The organism is Nocardia sp. NPDC059228 (genome assembly GCF_042754245.1).
GTDB lineage: Bacteria > Actinomycetota > Actinomycetes > Mycobacteriales > Mycobacteriaceae > Nocardia.
This window is the reverse complement of record NZ_JBHZAL010000009.1, coordinates 177739-199416: the sequence shown is the minus strand read 5'-3', so window position 1 is coordinate 199416 and position 21678 is coordinate 177739. Positions and strand designations below refer to the sequence as shown.

The following is a 21678-nucleotide window of genomic DNA, read 5'->3' as shown; positions in this document are numbered from 1 at the left end:
AGCAAGGAGGAGACCATGTCTCAGGACACCGAATCGAAGCAGCCGGTCGACCCGGATCCGGCGCCGGCGCCGGCCAAGACGGTGCAGCTGAAGGTCTCGACCCTGGCGACCGCGGTCGCCGCGGTGCTGCTCGTCGGCGCGCTGGTGACGGTCACCGTGCTGTGGCAGTCCGCGCGCGGCGACCTGAAGGACCGCGACACCCAGGCCGCGAACGACAAGCACGCCGAGCAGGTGGCCTCCGACTACGCCATGGGCGCGGCCAACCTCAACTTCTCCGACTTCAACGCCTGGACCGCTCGCCTCAAGTCCAACACCACCCCGGCGCTGGCGAGCAAGTTCGACGCCACCTCTTCGAAGCTGCAGGAGATCCTGGTTCCGCTGAAGTGGACCTCGAGCCCGACCCTGCTCAGCTCGCAGGTCACCAGTCGCGACAACGGCGCCTACAAGGTGAACGTCTATCTGAACGTCAACTCCACCAATGCGCAAAACCCGGACGGCGTCCTCACCACCATCTACTACACGGTGAGCGTCGACCCCGGAAGCGGCTGGAAGGTCACCGACGTCGGCGGCATCGACCTCCCGCTGCCCAAGCAATAACCGCGTCCCGGAAGACCTCGGCCCGCCGTAGCTTTCGAGCTCGGCCGGCCTTTCGGCGCACCTGTCAGGCGGCGGCGCCGCGCAGCTTGTCGGCCAGTCGCACGGCCAGCGCGACGATGGTCAAGGTGGGGTTCGCGTGGCCGTTGGTGGGGAAGACCGAGCTGCCGGCGATATAGAGGTTGCTGATGCCGTGCACGCGGCAGTCGCCGTCCACGACGCCGGTGCGCGGGTCCGCCGACATGCGGGTCGCGCCGGTGGGGTGCGCCCAGTCGGTCAGCCGGACCGGGAGATCACTGGCCTCGCGGACCCATTCGTCCAGGGCGGGCGGGGGATAGCCGAGGCGGGCGAACTCGCCGGCGACCAGGGCGGCGGCGCGGCGGACGGTGGCGTCCTCCTGGGCGCTGACCTGCCAGTCGATGCGCGGATGCGGGATGCCGAGGCGATCAACGGTGTCGCTCAATGTGATCCGGCTGCGCGGATCCGGGGTCTGCTCCACCATGCAGCGCAGTTCCACGTGCTCGAGCTTGCGCGGCAGGCCGGTGTGGTCGATGAGACGGCGTTTGGCCCCGGAGAGCAGCAGGCCGGGATGGCCGGCGACGGTGCGGGCGTCGTGCAGGTTCAGGTGCCCGCGCAGCAGGTTCTTCACCGACTCCCAGGGGTCGTCCTCGGCGGGCACCTCCTGAATCCACAGGGCACAGTTGAGGAGTCCCTCGTCGGCCTGGATTTCCGGCGACAGTGCCAGCCCGTGCAGGAAGGTGTGCTTACCGCCGCGGGTTTTCACCACGTATTTGCCGAATCGGTCACGCGCGGCGGCCGAGGTGTGCGGGTCCAGCGCGCCCACCACGCCGCAACGATGATCCAGCAGATACCGGCCCACCACGTCGTGACGATTACCGATACCGTCCGGCACAACGCGATTGGATGCGAGTAACAGGCGCGCGTTTTCGATTCCTCCGGCGGCCAGGACAATTCGCGTCGCACGCACGATACGGATATTACCGTCGGAATCCACCACCCGTAATGCCTCGACCCGGCTGCCGTCCGGATCGGTATCGATATGGGAAACGGTGGCATTCAGTAGAATTCGAACATTGGCCGCGGAGATTTCCCCGGCATGGGCGCCGAATCGCTTGGAGTCGAACGGATCCGCCGGGTCCTTGCTGATCTGCCAGAAGTAGGGCCGCAGCCAGCGCCGGTCCACCTCCGGATGGGCCGGGGTCCGGTCGGCCAGCTCCCAGAACCGGTCGCCGGTGAACCCGGCCCCGTACCCCAGTCCCAGATGGCCCGCCGCCCGATCCAGATACGGTTGGACCTCGGTGAATCCGATCGGCCAGCCGGAGAACGGGACCCAGGCGCGGGCCGCGAAATCCAGTTCGTCCAGCGGTGCGCAGCGTCCGCTCCAGGTGTGCGAACTGCCGCCCAGAATGCGATTGCGGGCATTGCGATACGGCTGGGCCCGCGCGGCGCCGACATTCTCGATGTCATTGAGCGCATCGGTGCCGGGGTCGAGTTCGCGCCCGCCGCTCTCCAGCACCAGCACTCGTAGCGAACTTCCCGCGAGTTCGGCAGCCAGGGTCAGGCCCGCCGGTCCGGACCCGATAATGCAGAGGTCGGCCGTCAGCTCGCTGTCCCGCACGGCACGAAGGTCGTCGATACGCACCGGAAATCCTCCCGCACCCGCATCCACCCCCGTGACGGACGCGCTTCTTTTGCCCGGACCTCATCGTAACCGCTCAATTGCGCGGCCGTGGCCCATCTTTCGGCTCAGCATCCGCGCTGCAGAAACGCACGCACATAACCCGCCGACTGCCGCACATACATCCACGCCCAGAACAACAGCCCCGAATCGCTGGGGCTGGCGACCATGGTGATCTGTCCGGAAAAACACTTCCCCACGATGTATCGCGCGCGCGAGACGTGCGGTGTATAGGTCACCACGATGATGTGCTGCCAGTGCCCGGCCCGGGCCCGCCGGCGGATTTCCTCGGCCTCGCCCTGGGTGGTCCACGGATTCGGCACGAAGCAGGAGACCGTGAAGTCGAACCCGCCGTCGCAGTAGCGGTCCATCACCGGGTCGTTCTGCCCGGTGGATCGCGAGATCAGCAGCTCGGGCGCATAGCCCTGCTCGGCGAGCCGCAGCCCGACGTCGTAGCGCGCGTAGGCCGTCCCGCCGAGCACCACGATGGCGTCGGCCCGGCTCAGCGGATCCACCTGCGGGTGCACGAACACCGGCAGCCCCGCGAACGCGAGAGCGACGATCAGCGCTGTCACGGTGACGACCCCTGCGATGACCCTCCGGAGAGCAGGCACGCCTCCGACGGTACCGATCCCGCCGTCGACCTTCCCGGTGTGATCGTGGGGCAGACTGTATTGCGCACGAACGCATGGCATCACGCACGAAACAAAGGCATGTCGTCCCCAACGGAGGAGTCCGCCATGGAGCTGGGCCTGCACTACTGGAACTACTCGCACCCCGCCGCGACCGACCGGATCGCGTCTACGCTGGCGCATACCGCCCGCATTGCCGAACAGGCCGGATTCGCGCAGTTCACGGTCATGGACCACTACTTCCAGATGGAGCTTCGGGGCAGCGCCGAGGAACCCATGCTGGAGGGCTACACCACCCTCGGCTACCTGGCGGCGCTGACCGAGCGCATGCGGCTGGGACTGCTGGTGACCGGGGTGATGTACCGCTATCCCGGCCTGCTCGCCAAGATCGTCACCACCCTCGACGTGCTCTCGGGCGGCCGAGCCGAACTGGGCATCGGCGCGTCCTGGTACGAGCGGGAACAGCGCGGGCTCGGCGTACCGGTCGTCCCGATGGCCGAGCGGTTCGAACGGCTCGAGGAGACACTGCAGATCTGCCTGCAGATGTGGGGCCCCGACAATGGGCCGTACAAGGGCGAGCACTACCAGCTCGCCGAGACCCTGTGCGTGCCAGCGCCTTTGAGCCGGCCGCGCCCGCCCATCCGGATCGGCGGCGGCGGTGAGCGCAAGACGCTGCTGCTGGTGGCCCGCTACGCCGACGCCTGCAATCTCTTCGCGAGCAGCCCCGAGGAGGTCGCCGCCAAGCTGGCCGTGCTGCGCGCGCACTGCGAGGCCGAGGGCCGCGACTACGACGCCATCCGCAAGACCGGGGTCTACGTGTCTGATGCCCTCGGCAATCCGGACCAGGTGCTGCGGGATGCCGAGCAGCTCGCCGCCCTGGGCATCACCGAGCTGGACTTCATGCCCGATGGCGATCCCGTCGCCTTCGCGACCGAATTCGCCGACCGCCTGCTCCCGCGCCTGGCGACCATCTAGTCCGGGGCCGGGGCGTTCGGTATCATCGCGCGCGCTTGCCAACATCTGGAGGACACTGTGCCCGCGAAACCCACCGCCGCCGAACTATTGGCGACCGTCGAAGCGTCACCGCGGGCGGTCGGCGCGCACGACAAGGCCGCCTGGGTGGGCCTTTTCGCCGACAACGGCAGCGTCGAGGACCCGGTCGGCTCGCGCCCCCACATCGGGCGCGAGGCTATCGAACGCTTCTACGACACCTTCATCGCGCCCAACGGCATCGTCTTCGACGTGACCGGTGACGTGGTGTGTGGCATGACGGTCTTCCGTGACCTCACCATCGCCACCACCATGTCCACCGGGGTCACCCTGCACGTGCCCATGCATCTGCGCTATGACCTGGCCGAGGTGGACGGCGCGCTGAAAATCCGCGCCCTGCGCGCACATTGGGAGCTGGCGGGCATGATCGGCCAGCTGCTGGGATCGGGCACGCAGGGCCTGCTGGCGGGGGCCAAGCTGGGCCCGCAGCTGCTCGGCAATCAGGGCATCGGCGGGGCGATCGGTTTCATGTCCGGCCTGCGCGGTGTCGGCGCGGCGGGCAAGCGAGCCGCCGGGCAGCTGCTGGATGCCGTGGCCGCCGGTGATTCGTCCAGTGCCCGTGCGGTTCTGGCTCCGGTCACCCGCCTGGAGTGGGGTGTGGACGGCGCGATGTCGCTGGAGGACTTCACCACTCGGGTGAAGGGCCTGCGCTGGAGCAAGGCCATTGCCGCCGGGCACTCGGTGACGGTGTCGGTGGAGACCCGTGAGGGCCGCGGTATCGCCGAACTCGATTTCGCCGACCGCGGGCTGCGCATCGAGTCGGCGCGAATCTTCGTGCCGGCGAGTTAATCCCGGATTCCAGCGATCTCGGCCAGGGGATTGTTCCCGCTGAACGTGGTGCCCCCGGCCGCGCCGACCACCTTCCCGTGCACGCTGATCAGCCACTGGCCGCACACACAGCGCAGGTACTGCACCCCGCGGTGGGAGGAGACAGCCGTCGGAGAGGGCCAAGCGCAGGAAGGGCATTCGGCGATCATCAGGACATCCTGGGGGCGGGAGCGCCGATTGACCATGATCGACACGCGGCGACTCGCAAATCGAGTGCGTGTCGTGAGCGACTCGCCGTGCGTGATTTGCCAATGGGCCCATCGAAACTCGGTGGCATCCCGTTGACATCCGGTGTGGTCAGCCCGCTTTGCCCTTGCGCACCGCGGTCGGCGTTGCACCCCACCAGCGCTGGCAACAACGTGTGAATACCGACTGTTCCGACAAACCGATGAGCGAGGCCACCTGGCTCATCGGCATATCGGTCGTGGTCAGGTAGCGTCGCGCCTCGGTGCGCCGGACCCCGTCGAGAATCGCCGCGAAGCTCGTCTCCTCGGCGGCCAGCCGTCGCTGCAGGGTGCGCGGATGGATGGTGAGCAGCCGTGCCACGGCATCGATTTCGGGGGCGGTGGTGCCCAGGAGCTTCTGCAGGGTGGTCCGCACGCGTGGCGCGATCGCCGTGGCCGCGCCGCCGGACTGCTGGGCCAGGAAGGCCATCGCCATCCGGTGCAGGTTCTCGTCGCCGCCGGAGAGTTGCCGATTGCCGAGAGCGGCCGGTATCCGCAGCAGTGCGGCCGGACGCTCGATTCGCACTGGCGCGCCGAAGAATTCCTCGTATGCCCGGATCGGGGCGGCGGGCCGGTAGGGGACCTCCACCGAGCGCAGCCCGTAGCGGTCCTCGGCCAGGCGCTGAATCGTCCTGTGCACGAAGGCCAATCCGAGATCGGTGCCCTGGACGGGGGTGGGCAGGCCGGGTGCGGTGGCGCCGTAGCGCAGGGCGATGACGCCGCGATCGCCGTACGGGTCGGGTGCCATGGTCAGACTGAGCGAGCGGGCGTGCACGAACAGGTACCGCGAGGTGCAGTCGAGCACCGCGGCCAGGGTGGTGGCATTACGGATGGCCAGCGCCAGCGGGCCGAGCATGTCCAGGTCCTGCCGCGACGCCATCCGCAGCCCCAGATCCGGGCAGTCGAGCCGATGGGCCGCCAGCTCCAGCACCGCCCCGACCGCATGGTCGGGGACCAGTAGATCGTCGGTGTCCAGGGCGGCGAGCGGCAGTCCGCAGGCGGCGGCCAGCTCCTCGGCGTCCGCGCCGAGCTCGGCCACGGTCGCGCGGAAACCCCGCAGTCCGGCGGATCTGATCACCGACATGTCGTCAAGGATCAAATACTTGTCGTGCAGAGTCAAGAAACCGGATGGCGGGCGCAACAGACTGGAAGTCATGAACGCCGCGCAACCTCTCGCCGAACACCTCGACGTCGTCATCGTCGGAGCCGGGCTCTCCGGCATCGGCGCGGCGTATCGCCTGCAGGCCGAGCAGCCCGGCCGCAGCTATGCCATCCTCGAGGCGCGCGACGCGCTCGGCGGCACCTGGGACCTGTTCCGTTACCCGGGCATCCGCTCCGACAGCGACATGTTCACCCTCGGCTACCCGTTCAAGCCCTGGCGTGACGCCAAGTCGATCGCCGACGGGCCGGCCATCCTGCGCTACATCACCGAGACGGCCACCGAGAACGGCATCGACAAGCACATCCGGTACGGCACCAAAGTCGTTGGCGCGGAATGGGACAGCGGCGAGTCGCAGTGGACGCTCACTGTCGAGCGGCGCAGTTCCGACGGTGTCGAGCGCGGCACGCTCACCTGTGGATTCCTCTACTCCTGCTCCGGCTATTACAACTACGACCACGGCCACGAGCCCGAGTTCCCGGGCATCGCCGACTTCGCCGGCACCGTGGTGCACCCCCAGTTCTGGCCCGCGGACTTCGATTACACCGGCAAGCGCGTGGTGGTCATCGGCAGCGGCGCGACCGCGGTCACCCTGGTCCCGGCCATGGCCGAGCAGGCCGAACTGGTGACCATGCTGCAGCGCAGCCCCACCTGGATCTCCGCGGTCCCCGGCCGCGACAAGGTGGCCGACCGGATGCGCGAACTGCTGCCGCCGAACCTGGCGCACCGGCTCATCCGCACCAAGAACATCCTGCTCAACATCGGCTTCTACCAGTACTGCCGGCGTCGTCCCGCGGCCGCCCGCAAGCTGCTCACCGGGCTCACCACCCGAATCCTGAAGGACGAGAAGCTCGTCGCCGAGCATTTCACGCCCGAATACAACCCGTGGGATCAGCGCCTGTGCGCGGTGCCCAACGCCGACTTCTTCAAGGCCATGCGCAAGGGCAAGGCCGAGGTGGTCACCGATCACATCGAAACCTTTGTGCCCGAGGGCATCCGGCTGAAGTCGGGCAAGGTGCTCGCGGCCGATGTGGTGGTCACCGCCACCGGCCTGCAGCTGCTCGCCTTCGGCGGCGTCGACCTGGTGGTCGACGGCGCACCGGTGGAGCTGTCCGAGCAGTTCGTCTGGCAGGGCACCATGCTGACCGGCGTGCCCAACTTCGCGGTGTGCATCGGCTACACCAACGCCTCCTGGACGCTGCGCGCCGACCTCACCTCGCGACTGGTCTGCAAGGTGCTGGGGTACATGGACCGCAACGGGTACCGCGCGGTCGTCCCGCAGTCGCAGCGCAGCCTGCAGGAGCGGCCACTGCTGGATCTGGCCTCCGGGTACGTCCAGCGCTCGATCGGCGACTTCCCGCGCCAGGGCGATCGGCATCCGTGGCAGGTGCGGCAGAACTACCTGCTGGATACCGCCATGGTCCTGCGCACCGACCTCGGCAAGACGCTGCGGCCGGTCGCGGCGGCCGAGGTGCTCGAACCGGTCCACTGAATTCGCGTCCGCCACAGTACCTCCGGTTCGCTCGCGCGCAGTACCTCCGGTTCGAACGACCCGAAGTCCGGGCAGTTGTGGACCACCAGCCGGTTGCTCTACCTGCCCACCGACCTGCTGGGGCGGCTCGCGCTGCTGAAGTACCCCGGGGAGGGGTGCGAACCCTGATTTCGGGCCGTCCGCGTTCGGCTGGACTGCCATGCTTTCGCGCCATGGGAGGAGTCGAGACGAGAGCGGTGGTCGAGTCGCGGGCAGCGGTGGACTCAGGGACAGCGGTGAACTCGGGGAAAGCGGTGGAGTCGCGGACAGCGGTGGGCGGATTCCTGCTGCCCGCACCACGATTCGAGCCGCCGCTGGAACAGTGTCGCGGCAAGGCGGATCCGGTCCGCCAGGTTCCAAGGGCAGGCCGCCACGCACCGGAGGTGGGCCGCCGGGTGCCGCGGCCCGATCAGTGGCCGGCCGCCACCGCGGGCCGATCGCCCGGATGCCGGAATCGAGTGGATCGCCGATCGGTGTCTGCTGCGCCCGGATCGGTCGGCCTGCAACGGCTTCTGCGTTCTTCGCACGCTGTGAAAGCCCGGGGTGGTGATGAATGCAACACTGCGGCAAGGCAATTCGCCGGTGCGGCGCTGCGGGTGGCGCTCGAGGTGCTGGACGGCCGCCGTTCGGTGCGGCAACTGGGGCCGCTCGCCGAGCCGGCGGTGGCGGCCGCGGTGCGCACCCTGGCGGGGGCGGGACGGCTGCCCGGGCGGGAGCTCGGCACCGCCATCCTCACCAGGGTGGATGTGATCATGGCCGGGCCGGGGCAGGCGGAAGTTTGCGCGGGTTACGATCGCGGCGGCCGGCGTTTCGCGCTCGCCGCACGCATTGTCCACGGTCGTTCCGGGTGGCGCTTGGCAGCATTCCGGGTGTGCTGAAGACCGGACGGTCTCTGCGGTAATAGCAGAATAGTCTGGTCGCCCCTAATTCGATTCGCGCCTGGTTTGAATCCTGCATCGCGCGGCATTAACATTTCGGCGAATAGCGGCACCTCACACGTGGAAGGGCAGTCCATGGCGAAGAAAGTCACCGTAACTCTGGTTGACGACTACGACGGCGAATCGAAGGCCGACGAGACCGTCTTTTTCTCGATCGACGGCAACGACTTCGAGATCGACCTGTCGAACAAGAACGCCGGCAAGCTGCGGGAGGCCCTGGAACCGTGGACCGATAAGGCCCGCAAGGTCGGTCGTTCCAAGCGGACCGGCAAGGTGGCCGCGGGCGGCCGCACCCGTCCGGCGGTGGACCGCGAGGAGAGCACCGCGATCCGCGAATGGGCGCGCGCTCAGGGGCACCAGGTTTCCTCGCGCGGCCGTATCCCGGCCGAGATCGTCGACGCTTACCAGCGCGCCAAGAATTAACCAGCGCAAATCAGGGCGCTGGAAATTCGCTGGGAGCCGAGAGTCCGTGGACATCGGCTCTAAGCGCGGGGAGGCGGAGCGACATTTCAGGCCAATGGCTCGATCCGGATTTCTCGTGCATCAGGCCGCGCGCAGTAGCGCGGCGCCGCACTCGGGAAGTTCGGCTCGAATCCTTTCCAGTAGGCGTTCGGCGAGTTCGCGATGCGCAGCGGCCGCCTCGGCATCGCCCTGGGCGGCGGCCAGCGCCGCCAGGATCGAATCCATCGGGCCGAACTCGGTCATCCCCGTTTCGAGGCCGATCAGGGTGCCGCTGTGCGGTGCGAGGTATACGTAGAGCCGCTGAATTGCTGGAGTGTCGCCGAGTTCGATGGCGGCGACCGCCCGCAATGCCGACATGAGGACCGGATAGAAGCCCGCCGCAATCGGATCCGAGTCCTCGTACACGCCGCGTGCGCGCTCGCGCTGTCCGCTCTGCAGCAGCGCGAGCGTGTAGGCCGGGGCGGCGGCCGCCGGCAGGGCCGCATAGGCGTTCGCGAGCCGATCCGTCAGGCTCCCCAGTTCACCCCGCGCCCATCCGGTCGAGAGCGCGCAGAACAACTCCGCCTCCGCGTGATTGGCGACGCCGGAAAGCCGGGTGCGGGTGGTGAACCGCTGGTACAGCTCATCGGCCGCGTCGATGTTCCCGCGCAGCAGTTCCATGGTCCCGGCGAAACAGCTGACCATATCCAGTAGCGGCTGCAGCTGGCCCTCGTCGGCGAACTCCACCGCGGCTGTCGCCCGCCGCCCCGCCTCCCGCAGATCCGCCCGGGCCACCGCGGCCCGGTATCCCAGATAATGCGCCAGCGCCCGGTACTCGGCCAGTCCGGCGGCGGTCGCCAGCCCCTCCAGTTCCTCGACCAGTGCCGAGAACTCCGTGTCGTACTCGAATGCGAGATAGGTCACCGCATTGATGGCGGCACACAGTAATTCGGGATCGCCGGTGCGCCGCGCCGTCCCGAGGGCCAGCCGCGCCAGTCGCTGCCCGGCGGCCGACTCCACCAGTCCCGTCTCGAAGGTCGCCGCGACCAGCAGGCGCACCAGATCGGCATCTGTCGCATCGTTCGAATCAGACTGTGCCGCAACGGCATTCGAGACGTCACGGGTCGGCGCCGCGGGGCCGGGGGCGTCGCTCACCAGCAGGGCCAGGGTGGACGGGCCGATGCCGTACCGGGTCAGGGCGCCCGCCAGCGCCCGCCGCATGTGCTGATCGGGCCTGCGCCAGTTGCGAATCGCCCAGATGATCGGGGCGCGCCAGCAGGTCAATGCCCGGACCACCAGGTCCGGATCGCCCAGCTGCTCGGCGAGGGTGAGGGCCCGGTCGCGTTCCACGCGGGCCTCCCGATGCCGATTGTCGTAGGCCAGCGCCGTGACCAGCGCGCAGCGGGTGCGCAGCAGTGCTATGCGGTCGCCGGCGGGCGCGTGGTCGGCGTCGTGGCGCGCCAGCCGGTGCAGGTCCACCGCCGACCGCAGCAGCCGCACACCGGCACTGCGGATCCCGCGGCTGGTGCGCCGCTCGGCCGCCCGCTCCACGTATTCGATCGCGCGCGAGGCGGTTTCGGCGGTCGCGCCGGCGAGGGCGTGCCGGGCCAGCACATCCGGGTCCCGCGCCACCGCCGGATAGGCGTCGGCACGCTGTTCCAGCAGCTCCAGTGCGGCCCAGTGCATCCGGCCCCGGCGCAGCGGCGGTATGCCCAGATACACGGCATCGCGAATCAGCCCATGCTCGAACCGGATACTCCCGCCGCTCCCGGAGCCTACCAGTCCGGCCGCCTCGGCCGCCGCGACCAGATCGATCACGGTGTCCTCGGCCAGCCCCACCGCCGCACTGAGGATCGCCAGATCGACGCTCTCACCCCAGATGGACAGCTGCCGCAGCACCTCGGCGACCCCGTCGGGCAGCTGCGCCACCCGATCCTCGATCAGCTCCCGGATCGAATCCGGCACCTCGTCCAAACTCCCCTGTGCGGCAGCCGCTTTCGCCACCTCCCGGACGAACAGCGGATTCCCGCCCGTCCGCCGGTGCAGCTGTTCCAGCGCCTCGGCCTCGATCCCCGTCAGCCCGGCAGCCGCCGCGGCTCGCCGCGTTCCCTCCACGTCCAGTCCATTGAGCTCCAGCCAGGCGCCCGTATGCTGCGCCAGCGCCGCGACCGTATTGTGCGGCCCTTGCGCAGCCTCCGATCGTCGCATCGTCACCAGCACGAATACCGGCTCGTCCCGCAGCCAGCTCACCACCTGCCGCAATACCTGCAAGGTCTCCGGATCGGCCCGCTGCACGTCCTCCAGCAGCAGCGCCACCGGCGCGGAACCGGCCGCGCGCCTGCATTTTTCCGCGATGACCCGCGCCAGCGTGAACACGTCCTCGGCCGGCGTCTCCGCGTCGATCGCGCTCGGCCGCGGTGCGCCCGGTGAAATCGACTGGGAGGAGACGGTATCCGGCGGTGCCGCGGCGAGAGTGCCCGGTGCGCGGGCCGCGCTCTCCGAAAGCTGTCCAGCCGCAGCCCGGTTCGGCTCGCTCACGTCCAGGGCGGTGCTGATCTCGGTCCAAGCCCACGCCGTGGGCGCGCCGTCGATCTCCGGGCAGGTCCCCGTCACCGCGGTCCAGCCCGCGGTGTACAGCGTGGCGAGGGTGGCCTCCGCCAGTACGGTCTTGCCGATTCCCGCCTCTCCGGCCACCCAGGCGACCCGCAACTGCCCGGCCCGCGCCGCCTCGGCGGCGTTCAGCAGCTCCGACAACTCGGTGAGATACCCGGTAGCGCAATGGAACCCGTCGGCAGCCCCGGGGGCGGTGCTGGTTTTCGCGATCTCGATGCCCGGGCTGGAGACGGGCGCGGGAGTGGCCCTGCTCATGGTGGTGGCAGGGGATGCGGCAGGGCCGGTGGGGCGGCGGTCGTGCGCCGGCAGGGGCGGGGTCTGGGCGAGGCCGGCGGAGTGATTGAGAATCGCTATTTCGAGTTGGCGCAACGCGGGGGAGGGATCCACGCCGAATAGGCCGCCGAGGAATTCGCGGGAGCGCCGGATGGTGGTGAGCGCCTCGAGCTGCTGACCCAGCTGGTATTGCGCCAGGGCGAGCAGGCGGACGATTTCCTCGCGGCCGGGATTGTCCTCGAAGAGCTGGCGGAGTTCGCGGACCACTTCGCCGGAGCGGCCCAATTCCAATTCGGTGCGGGCATTGAGTTCGACAGCGGTGAGGTAGAGATCGGTGAGCCGGTCGGCCTCGGCGACGGACCAGTCGGCCTCGGCGAAGGCCTCCAGCGCGGGACCGTGCCAGAGTGACAGGGCGGCCTCCAGCAGGGCATTGCGCTCGGTGGGATCGGTGTGGATCTCGGGGTTGCTGACAAGTTCCTGATAGGTCCGCAGCTGCTGTTCGAAATGCCATGCGTCCACGGCGTTCTCGGGGATCTTCAGGGCGTACCCGGACGACTCGGACACGATGAAGCGGGAGGGCGCACGCCGCGGGCGCTCGGGTTCGAACAGTCGCCGCAGATTGTGGATGTGCACCTGCAGTACCGCGGTGGCCTTGGGTGGCGGGTGCCCGGACCACAGGTCGTCGATCAGCCGTTCGGTGCTCACGACCTGGCCGTGCGCGACGATGAGGCGGCCCAGCACGGCGCGTTGCATGGGCGTGCCCAGGGGCGTGTCGCGACCGTCGACGGACAGCTGCAGGGGGCCGAGCACTCTCAGCTCCGCGCCTGCCATCGGTGTCCTCCTGCGACCGGAAGCGAACTGGTCATTCGCCGCAAGAAGAGCACTATCCCTCAAAAACCTGGAGATGCCAAAAGGTAGCCGAATGGTTGTCGGATAGTTATGGGCGGGTCGCGGTCATAAAGAAGACCGTGTGGTACGGAATTCCGTTTCCAATGCTAACGGTGCGAATACCTCACACAACCCGGCCGGAAGTGGATCGCAAGAGTGGGCGGGGAGAATACTTCTGACTGGAAGCAACCTTGAAGTTAAGGGGTGGTTGGTGTGACGAAGCCAGTGGATTTCCCCAGGGGCCTGGGAGAGACCGGCATCGAGCCCGAGAGCACCGGCATGTACGTGGACCGCGACGGCGATATCTGGGAGAAGCAGGACGATGGCTGGCGGCTGATTCTGCAGCGCGGCGTGTCCGTGGACCCGAAGTCCCTCTGGGATTGGACCGAGGGGCACGTCCGCGACTACGCGCCGTTCATGCCGGTTGTCGCCGGGCGCTGACGGTTTCCGCCGCGAGGGTGATCGCGGCGCGGAAATCGACTGCGGCACCAACTATTCGGATACCAGCACGCCGCTCAGATGGTCGTAGGCCACGTGTGCGTGCAGCCGCACGCCGGTGACGAGGGTGTCGTCGTCGGCGTAGAAGTGCGGGTTGTGGTTCATGAAGAGTCCGCGCCCACCGGGGATCGGCGTGGGCAGAGCCGCGGCGTCGAGCTGCGTGTCCTGCACGCCCAGCGTCACGTACAGCCCGCCGTACCTGTTGACGAACTCCGAGACGTCGTCGTATCCGAGCGTGGCCCCCGTCGGCACGACCCGGTCGTCCCCGGCTACCCGGCGGAAGGTGGGCAGCCCGGCATCCATCCACGCCTGCTCGTTGTGCACGGCGGGCACATCCTGCAGGAAATCCACTGCGGCCGAACAGTTGTAGGCGGCCGCGGTGTTCGTTGCGAGCGTCCGCAGCCGCGGCTGCACCTCGCCCATGTCGTGCTCCACCGCGCAGCGGATGGTGCCCCACAGCGTCAAGGTCTGGCCGATGATATTGAACCGCCCGACGTCCTCGACGTGCCCGATGCTCACTGTGACCGGGTCGAAGGCGCTGATCTGCCGGTAGAGCTGCCCGATGCCCGTCAGGATCGCTCCGGCCGCCGGCATCGGGTCGATGCCCATCCACGGTGTGGACCCGTGGACCTGCTGGCCGGTGAGGGTGATCCTGACCAGGCAGGACGCCCCGAACTGGTTCCCGACCCGATATCCGATGTAGCCCTTGGGATATGGGGTGACGTGGAATCCGAACGCCATGGTCGGCGCGGGATCGTCGAGCGCGCCCTCGGCGAGCATCTCACGCGCACCGCCCTTTTCGTTCACCGGCGGGCCTTCCTCGGCGGGCTGGAACACGAAAAGTACGGTGCCCGGCAGTTTTTCGCGGACACCGGCCAGGACAGTGGCCGCGCCCATGAGCATGGCGGTGTGGCAGTCGTGCCCGCAGGCGTGTGACACCGGGAACGGCCCGCCGGGGTACTGCTGATCGATCACGTGGGAGGTGAACGGCACCCCGCACAGGTCCGGCACCGGCAGTGCGTCGATGTCCCCGCGCAGCGCCACCACCCGGTCGCCTGCCTGCCCGCCGCGCAACACACCGACCACCCCGTGCCCGGCGATGCCGGTGCGAACCTCGTCCAGGTTCGAGGCTTTCAGGTGATCGCTGATCAGCGCCGCGGTGTTCACCTCGCGATTGGAGAGCTCCGGATGTTCGTGCAGATGCCGCCGCCAGCGCACCACCTGTCCGGCCACCGCCTCAGCGCGGGCGTCGAGTTCGTCGTGGATCGCAGGCATCGGGACTCCGTTCGGCCGGTATTCCGACGACGGGGCGAGGGCCGAACCGATCCAAAACAAAGTCGTTACGGCCATTTGCCGTCCGCGCCGAGGCTACTACTGTGGACCTCGAGTTCGCCATCCGTTAGCTGACGCGTCGGCAGGCTCGTTGCGAACCCGAGTCCTTCCGAGCGTCACCCGAAGCCACGAGGTGACCATGACCCAGGGTTGGCCCAGTTCGATGGGGTCGTTCGACTCCTTCGACGATATCTTCAACCGATTCTTCGGATCCGGAATGTCCCGCCAGCCGCCGGTGCAGCGCATCGATCTGAGTCGTTTGCTGAGTGAGAGCGCCAAACAGGTCGTGGACTCCGCCCGGCAGGCCGCCCACGAGTGGGGCAGCGCCGAGATCACCCCCGAGCACTTGCTCTACGCGGCCGCCGCCATCGAGCCGTCCCAGAGCATCATCGCCGAAATCGGCAGGGACCCCGAACAATTGCGCAAGCAGATGCGGACCGCCGCGGGCAGCGGCGTCGGCGCGCACGGCCAGGACCACGCCCTGGCCCTGAGCCCCGGTGCCAAGCTGGCCCTGCGCAATTCGCAGCGCGGCGCCGCCGAAGCGGGCAGCAGCTACATCGGGCCCGAGCACATTCTGCTCGGCATCGCGGGCGTGCACGACAGCCCCGCCGCCCAGGCCCTCTCGGGCGCGAAGATGCCCGCCGCCCAGACCGCCAAGGAGCCTTCCGACACCCCGACCCTCGACGAGTACGGCCGCGACCTCACCGCGGAGGCTCGGGCCGGAAAGATCGATCCGGTGGTCGGCCGCGCCGAGGAGATCGAGCAGACCGTCGAGATCCTGTCGCGGCGGCGCAAGAACAATCCGGTTCTCATCGGTGATCCGGGCGTCGGCAAGACCGCGATCGTGGAGGGCCTGGCCCAGCGCATCGTCAATGGCGATGTGCCCGCCACCCTGACCGATCGCCGGGTCATCGCGCTGGACGTGAGCTCGATGGTGGCGGGCAGCAAATATCGCGGCGAATTCGAGGAGCGGCTCACCAAGGTGCTCGACGAGGTGCGCGAGCACTCCGACGAACTGGTGATCTTCATCGACGAGCTGCACACCATCGTGGGCGCGGGCGGCGGTGGCGAAGGCTCCATGGACGCGGGCAATATGCTCAAGCCCGCCCTGGCCCGCGGCGAACTGCACGCCATCGGCGCCACCACCATCGACGAGTACCGCAAGTACATCGAGAAGGACGCGGCCCTGGAACGCCGCTTCCAGCCGGTCATGGTGTCCGAGCCGTCGGTGGCCGACACCATCGAGATCCTGCGCGGGCTCTCCGATGTGTACGAGGAGCACCACCAGGTGCGCTACCTGGACGAGGCGCTGATCGCCGCGGCCGAGCTGTCCGACCGCTACATCACCGACCGCTTCATGCCGGACAAGGCCATCGACCTGGTGGACCAGGCGGGCGCGCGGGTTCGATTGCGTACGCGCACGCCGGATCCCAAGGTGCGTGAGCTGGAAGACAAACTGGCGCACCTGAATCGGGAGAAGGACGCGGCGGTCGCCGGCGAGGACTACGAGCGGGCCAACAAGATCAAAGCCGAAATCTCGAAGCTGGAGAAGAAGACCGCCGACGAGGTGGACCGCACCGAGATCCCGACGGTCGGGATCACCGATATCGCCGAGGTGGTGTCGCGGCAGACCGGTATCCCGGTCGCCGACCTCACCACCGAGGAACGCGCGAAACTGCTGAAGCTGGAACAGGATCTGCACCGGCGGGTGGTCGGCCAGGACGAGGCCATCGTCGCGGTGGCGGAGGCGGTGCGCCGCGCCCGCGCCGGGCTCAAGGACCCCAACCGGCCCATCGGCTCGTTCCTGTTCCTGGGCCCCACCGGCGTCGGCAAGACCGAACTCGCGAAAGCCCTGGCGGAGGCGGTCTTCGGTGACGAGGACCGGCTCATCCGCTTCGATATGAGTGAGTTCCAGGAGAAGCACACCGTCTCGCGGCTGGTGGGCGCGCCGCCCGGATACGTGGGCTACGACGACGCCGCCCAGCTCACCGACAAGGTGCGCCGGCAGCCGTACTCGGTGATCCTGTTCGACGAGGTCGAGAAGGCGCATCCGGACGTGTTCAATGTGCTGCTGCAGCTGCTCGACGACGGCCGCGTCACCGACTCCAAGGGCCGCACGGTGGATTTCAAGAACACCATCGTGATTCTCACCAGCAATATCGGCTCTGATCTGATCCTGTCCGCGAAGGACGGCGACCTGGACTCGATCACGCCGCAGCTGGAGGAGCGGCTGCGCAGGCAGTTCCGGCCCGAGTTCCTCAACCGGCTCGACGAGCAGATCATCTTCCACCGGCTCGACAGGTCGCAGCTGCGCAATATCGTCGGCCTGGTGCTCGACGGCACCAAGCGGCGGCTGCACGCTCAGAACATCGGCCTGGATGTCTCGGACCGGGCCATGGACTGGCTGGCGGAGAACGGATATCAGCCCGAGTTCGGCGCCCGGCCACTGCGCCGGACCGTGCAGAAGCAGCTGGACAACGCGCTGTCGAAGAAGCTGCTCGAGGGCGCGCTGGCACCCGGCGACACGGTGCGCATCGATGCCGACGGCAGCGGTCTGCAGATCGAGGCGATCCACCACACCGGTGGGAAGAAGACCGACGCCGAGATCACCGAGGAATCGGTCATGACCGTCGGCAAGGGCGGCAAGGCCAAGTCCGACAAGCCGGATGCCAAGCACGACGGCGGAAATGGCCACGGCAAGCACAGCGCGAAGGCGTCGGGCGGCAAGGCGTCCCCTACCAAGCACTGAGCACTGTCGCACACGAAAAGCGCCGCGCCGGAATCGATCCGGCGCGGCGTTCGGCTCGATGGCCTGCGCCGGGACGTCTCACACCAGCCAGGGCCACAGCGCGCGGTCCGTCGGCGCGTTCACATCGAACATGGTTGCGGCGGAGCTCTTGGCGTCGCCGGGCGCGCCCGGCCACCGCTATCGATCGGCCTGCCCGCTCGGGGGCGATCGCACGCCAGTTTTGAATATGCGTTAACTTCTGGTTATGGACCTTGATCGCGACGCCGCGCCGCTGCCCCTGGGCGACCTCGTCGCCGATGGGCCCTTCCCGCCGCATCACCCCGGCTGCTTCGGCTGTGGCCCCGCCAATCCGGCCTCCCCGCAGATCGCCTTCGGGCGACTGGGCGACACCGTGCGTGGCACCTTCACGCTGGACGAGCGGCATCAGGGCGCGCCCGGCGTGGCGCACGGCGGCATCCTCGCCGCGGCCCTGGACGACGCCTGCGGCGCGATCCTGGTCCCGCTGCGCCAGCCCGCGGTCACCGTCAAACTCGACGTCACCTTCTGCGCCCCCGCCCGCCTGCACCGCGATTTCGTGGTCACCGCGGTGCTCGCCGCACGCGAGGGCCGCAAGCTCTTCATCGACACCACGCTGACCGACGGCGACACTGTGATCGCCACCGGCCGGGCGATTTTCGTCGAGGTTGCACCGGAGCACTTCCTGAGTCTCGGTGCGACCCTCGGGGAGATGCCCACCATCGGGCTGTGACTCGGGCGTTCTTCCTGGTGGAAATGATTCCGGCACGGCGCTTTTCGCGAAATTGAATACGGCTCCGGCGCCGCGCGGGAATTACTCGCGCGGCGCCGGAGCGCTCTGGGCGATCGTCAGCCGACGGCGATCATGCGGGCCGCGTTGGCCGACTCGTCGTCCTTCTCCTCGTTGGCCGCCAGTTCGGCGTGCACGCGGTCGAAGTAGCGGTTGATCTCGGCATTGGTGCGCTCGTCGTCCCAGCCCAGGCGCGGGGCGATGAGGCGGGCGATCTCCGGCGCCGCCCGCAGGCCGCGGTCGGGCACCTCGATGGAGATGCGGGTGCGGCGGGTGAGCAGGTCGTCCAGGTGCAGCGCGCCCTCGTGGGTAGCGGCGTAGACGGCCTCGGCGGCCAGATAGTCTTCGGCGCCCGGAATCGGTTGGCCCAGTTCGGGAACCGCGGCGATGAGGTCGAAGATCTCCGCGGTCAGCGAGCCGTAGCGGCCCAGCAGATGCGCCACGGTCTCGACCGGCAGCCCGGCCCGCGCCGCCACGTCGGCGATGGTGTCGACCATGTCCTGGTAGCCGACCGCGCCCAGGATGGGCAGGTTCGCGGTCACCGACGGCGCGACATCGCTGCCGAGGCGCTCGGCGGCGGCGTCCACCACATCGGCGGCCATCACCCGGTAGGTGGTGTACTTGCCGCCCGCGATGACGAACAGGCCCGGGGCCGGTTCGGCCACCGCGTGCTCGCGCGACAGCTTGGACGTCTCCTTCGACGCGCCGGTCATGAGCGGCCGCAGCCCCGCGTAGGTGCCGACGATGTCGGCACGCGTGAGCGGTTCGCGCAGTAGCGAATTGACGTGGTCGAGGATGTACTGCACATCCGCGGCGGTCGCGGTCGGGTGGTTCTTGTCCAGCGACCAGTCGGTATCGGTGGTGCCGATGATCCAGTGCTCGGCCCACGGGATGACGAACAGCACGGACTTCTCGGTCTTCATGGCGATGCCGGTGTTCAGGTCCAGCTTCTCGCGCGGGACCATGATGTGCACGCCCTTGGACATGCGCACGTGGAACGGGAAATCCACCCCGGTCATCTTGATCATGTCGTCGGTCCACACCCCGGTCGCCGAGATCACGGTCTTGGCCCGGATGCTGTGCTCCAGACCGGTTTCCAGATCCACGACCTTCGCGCCCACGACCTTCTTGCCATCGCGCAGCAGCCCGGTGACCCGGGTGCGGGTCAGCACGGTCGCGCCGTGCTGGGCCGCGGTGCGGGCGATCATCATGGTGTACCGGGCGTCGTCGACCTGCGCGTCGTAGTAGCGGATGGCGCCGGTCATGGCGTCTTCCCGGAGCGCCGGCGCCAATTCCAGTGCGCCGGAACGGCTCAGGTGCCGGTGCATGGGCACCGACCGCGCGCCGCCCATGGTGTCGTAGAGGGCGATGCCGGCGCCGATGTAGAAGCGCTCGTAGTGCTTCTGCAGCGGGAACAGGAACGACACCGGGTGCACCAGGTGCGGAGCCAGCTTGTTCAGCAGCAGGCCGCGCTCCTTCAAAGCCTCACGGACCAGCGCGAAGTCGTACTGTTCCAGGTAGCGCAGGCCGCCGTGGATGAGCTTGGAGGACCGGCTGGAAGTACCGGCGGCGAAGTCCCGCGCCTCGACCAGGGTGACGGACAGGCCGCGAGCGGCGGCGTCGAGGGCGGCGCCCGCCCCGGTCACTCCACCGCCGATCACGAGAATGTCGATTTCGGTGTCGCCGAGCGAATCAATCGCCCGGGCGCGGTAGGCGGGATCCAGTTGTGCGGACACGAAATACTCCTTGTTATCGGCGTTTCGAAGTTTGTGGGGCACCGGTCAGTCCTCGTCGTCGAGGTCGACCCAGTCGAGGGTGCGCGAGACGGCCTTGACCCAGCGCGCATAGCCGCGCTGCCGCTGCTCCTCGGTCATGGTGGGCTGCCAGTTCTTGTCCTCGTGCCAGTTGGCGACGAGTTCGTCTGTGCTACGCCAGAATCCGACCGCGAGACCGGCGGCGTAGGCGGCGCCGAGCGCGGTGGTCTCGGCGACCACCGGCCGGGAGACCGGCACGCCGAGGAAGTCGGCCTGGATCTGCATGGCGAGTTCATTGGTGGTGACGCCGCCGTCGACGCGCAGGGTGTCGAGCCGCACCCCGGAGTCCTGCTGCATGGCCTCGACCACGTCGCGGGTCTGGTAGCAGATGGATTCCAGCGTGGCCCTGGCGATGTGGGCGTTGTTGCTGAAGCGGGACAGGCCCACGATCGCCCCGCGGGCATCCGGGCGCCAGTAGGGTGCGAACAGTCCGGAGAAGGCGGGCACGAAGTAGACGCCGCCATTGTCGGGCACCTGACGGGCAAGGGCCTCAACCCTTTCCGCGCCAGAGATGATGCCCAGCTGGTCGCGCAGCCACTGCACGGCCGAGCCGGTGACGGCGATCGAGCCCTCCAGCGCGTACACCGGCTTGTCGTCGCCGAACTGATAGGCGACCGTGGTCAGCAGGCCGTGCTCGGAGTGCACGATCTCGGTGCCGGTGTTCAGCATCAGGAAATTCCCTGTGCCGTAGGTGTTCTTGGCCTCGCCCGGCCGGAAGCAGACCTGGCCGACGGTGGCGGCCTGCTGGTCGCCGAGCACGCCGGCGATCCGCACCGCGCCCTTGAACGGGCCGCCGGGGTAGGTGGTGCCGAAGCCCGCGGGATTCGACGAGGGTGCGATGCGCGGCAGCATGGCGCGCGGCACCCCGAACACGGCGAGCAATTCGTCGTCCCAGTCCAGGGTTTCGAGGTCCATGAGCATGGTGCGTGACGCATTGGTCGGGTCGGTGACGTGCACACCACCGTGGACGCCGCCGGTGAGGTTCCAGATGATCCAGCTGTCGGAGGTGCCGAAGAGGGCGTCGCCGTTCTCCGCGTCCGCCCGCACGCCGGGGACATTGTCGAGGATCCACCTCAGCTTGCCGCCGGAGAAATACGGCGCGGGCGGCAGTCCGGCGCGTTCGCGAATGAGATCGCCGTGGCCGGCCTTCTCCACCTCGGCCACGATGCGGTCGGTGCGCGTGTCCTGCCACACGATGGCGTTGTAGTAGGGGCGTCCGGTGTGGCGGTTCCACACGATGGTGGTCTCGCGCTGATTGGTGACGCCGACGGCGGCCAGGTCGCTCGCGGTGAGACCGGCTCCGGCCAGGGCGCTCTTGATGACGGTGCGGGTGCGCTCCCAGATCTCGTCCGGGTTGTGCTCCACCCAGCCGGCCTGCGGGAGAATCTGCTCGTGTTCGAGTTGATGGCGGGCAACCACATTGCCGCCGTGGTCGAACACCATGAATCGCGTGGAGGTCGTGCCTTGATCGATGGCTCCGACGTACTGCGTCATCACGGTCCTTCCAGGAAGCTCGTCATTGAGTCCGTTTGCGCTGGTGAGACCGGTACCGGTCGCCCGGGCTCCACGTTACGAAGTGGAACGTGCTTATGGCAGAGGGTGCGTTCGAC

At 68.4% G+C, this 21678-nt stretch carries 17 protein-coding genes; 9 read left to right on the top strand and 8 right to left on the bottom strand.

Annotated elements, in window-relative coordinates; all coding sequences use genetic code 11:
• Positions 1-15 precede the first annotated feature (15 nt).
• Positions 16-597, top strand: a complete 582-nt coding sequence (locus ACFXKA_RS17175; protein ID WP_379427951.1) for a hypothetical protein — start codon at positions 16-18, stop codon at positions 595-597.
• A gap of 64 nt (positions 598-661) precedes the next feature.
• Here the strand turns inward: ACFXKA_RS17175 and ACFXKA_RS17170 are convergent, their stop codons facing one another.
• Both ACFXKA_RS17170 and ACFXKA_RS17165 read right to left on the bottom strand, forming a co-directional pair.
• Positions 662-2257, bottom strand: coding sequence for a GMC oxidoreductase (locus ACFXKA_RS17170; protein ID WP_379427950.1), 1596 nt, complete (start codon positions 2255-2257; stop codon positions 662-664).
• Positions 2258-2361: 104 nt separating this feature from the next.
• Complete coding sequence (locus ACFXKA_RS17165) at positions 2362-2907, bottom strand: YdcF family protein (protein ID WP_379427949.1); 546 nt, start codon at positions 2905-2907, stop codon at positions 2362-2364.
• A gap of 126 nt (positions 2908-3033) precedes the next feature.
• Between ACFXKA_RS17165 and ACFXKA_RS17160 the strand changes: the two genes are divergently transcribed.
• The gene (locus ACFXKA_RS17160) at positions 3034-3900 is read left to right on the top strand and encodes an LLM class F420-dependent oxidoreductase (RefSeq protein WP_354850318.1); all 867 of its coding nucleotides are present in this window, start codon (positions 3034-3036) and stop codon (positions 3898-3900) included.
• 57 nt (positions 3901-3957) lie between these two features.
• Positions 3958-4764: a nuclear transport factor 2 family protein gene (locus ACFXKA_RS17155; RefSeq protein ID WP_379427948.1), complete on the top strand. Its 807-nt coding sequence runs from the start codon at positions 3958-3960 to the stop codon at positions 4762-4764.
• Here ACFXKA_RS17155 and ACFXKA_RS17150 read toward each other — a convergent pair.
• The gene (locus ACFXKA_RS17150; protein ID WP_354850320.1) at positions 4761-4988 is read right to left on the bottom strand and encodes a hypothetical protein; all 228 of its coding nucleotides are present in this window, start codon (positions 4986-4988) and stop codon (positions 4761-4763) included. The two genes, ACFXKA_RS17155 and ACFXKA_RS17150, sit on opposite strands and share 4 nt — an antisense overlap.
• A gap of 112 nt (positions 4989-5100) precedes the next feature.
• Positions 5101-6111: an AraC family transcriptional regulator gene (locus tag ACFXKA_RS17145; protein ID WP_379427947.1), complete on the bottom strand. Its 1011-nt coding sequence runs from the start codon at positions 6109-6111 to the stop codon at positions 5101-5103.
• 70 nt (positions 6112-6181) lie between these two features.
• On the opposite strand from ACFXKA_RS17145, the gene ACFXKA_RS17140 reads away from it, so the two are divergent.
• From ACFXKA_RS17140 to ACFXKA_RS17130, 3 genes are all read left to right on the top strand, one after another.
• Positions 6182-7678, top strand: coding sequence for a flavin-containing monooxygenase (locus ACFXKA_RS17140; RefSeq protein WP_379427946.1), 1497 nt, complete (start codon positions 6182-6184; stop codon positions 7676-7678).
• A 569-nt stretch (positions 7679-8247) separates the two neighbouring features.
• Positions 8248-8595 (top strand): Rv3235 family protein, encoded by a 348-nt coding sequence (locus ACFXKA_RS17135; RefSeq protein WP_379427945.1) that lies wholly within the window; start codon positions 8248-8250, stop codon positions 8593-8595.
• 135 nt (positions 8596-8730) lie between these two features.
• Positions 8731-9078, top strand: a complete 348-nt coding sequence (locus ACFXKA_RS17130) for an Lsr2 family protein (RefSeq protein ID WP_040860441.1) — start codon at positions 8731-8733, stop codon at positions 9076-9078.
• Between the two features lie 120 nt (positions 9079-9198).
• Here ACFXKA_RS17130 and ACFXKA_RS17125 read toward each other — a convergent pair whose 3' ends face one another.
• Positions 9199-12813, bottom strand: coding sequence for a BTAD domain-containing putative transcriptional regulator (locus ACFXKA_RS17125; RefSeq protein WP_379427944.1), 3615 nt, complete (start codon positions 12811-12813; stop codon positions 9199-9201).
• Between the two features lie 270 nt (positions 12814-13083).
• Between ACFXKA_RS17125 and ACFXKA_RS17120 the strand changes: the two genes are divergently transcribed.
• Positions 13084-13311, top strand: coding sequence for a hypothetical protein (locus ACFXKA_RS17120; protein ID WP_354841370.1), 228 nt, complete (start codon positions 13084-13086; stop codon positions 13309-13311).
• 51 nt (positions 13312-13362) lie between these two features.
• Here the strand turns inward: ACFXKA_RS17120 and ACFXKA_RS17115 are convergent, their stop codons facing one another.
• Entirely contained in the window at positions 13363-14643 is a 1281-nt protein-coding gene (locus ACFXKA_RS17115; protein WP_379427943.1) for a M20 family metallopeptidase, read from the bottom strand.
• Positions 14644-14839: 196 nt separating this feature from the next.
• On the opposite strand from ACFXKA_RS17115, the gene ACFXKA_RS17110 reads away from it, so the two are divergent.
• Both ACFXKA_RS17110 and ACFXKA_RS17105 read left to right on the top strand, forming a co-directional pair.
• Entirely contained in the window at positions 14840-17449 is a 2610-nt protein-coding gene (locus ACFXKA_RS17110; protein ID WP_379427942.1) for an ATP-dependent Clp protease ATP-binding subunit, read from the top strand.
• A gap of 244 nt (positions 17450-17693) precedes the next feature.
• A complete protein-coding gene (locus ACFXKA_RS17105) occupies positions 17694-18197 on the top strand; it encodes a PaaI family thioesterase (RefSeq protein ID WP_379427941.1) in 504 nt (167 codons plus the stop codon).
• A 116-nt stretch (positions 18198-18313) separates the two neighbouring features.
• On the opposite strand, the gene glpD is transcribed toward ACFXKA_RS17105, so the two are convergent.
• Both glpD and glpK read right to left on the bottom strand, forming a co-directional pair.
• Positions 18314-19990 carry a glycerol-3-phosphate dehydrogenase gene (gene glpD / locus ACFXKA_RS17100; RefSeq protein WP_379427940.1) on the bottom strand — a complete coding sequence of 559 codons (1677 nt, stop codon included), beginning with the start codon at positions 19988-19990 and terminating at the stop codon, positions 18314-18316.
• A 45-nt stretch (positions 19991-20035) separates the two neighbouring features.
• Positions 20036-21562 carry a glycerol kinase GlpK gene (gene glpK, locus ACFXKA_RS17095; protein WP_379427939.1) on the bottom strand — a complete coding sequence of 509 codons (1527 nt, stop codon included), beginning with the start codon at positions 21560-21562 and terminating at the stop codon, positions 20036-20038.
• Positions 21563-21678: the final 116 nt, after the last annotated feature.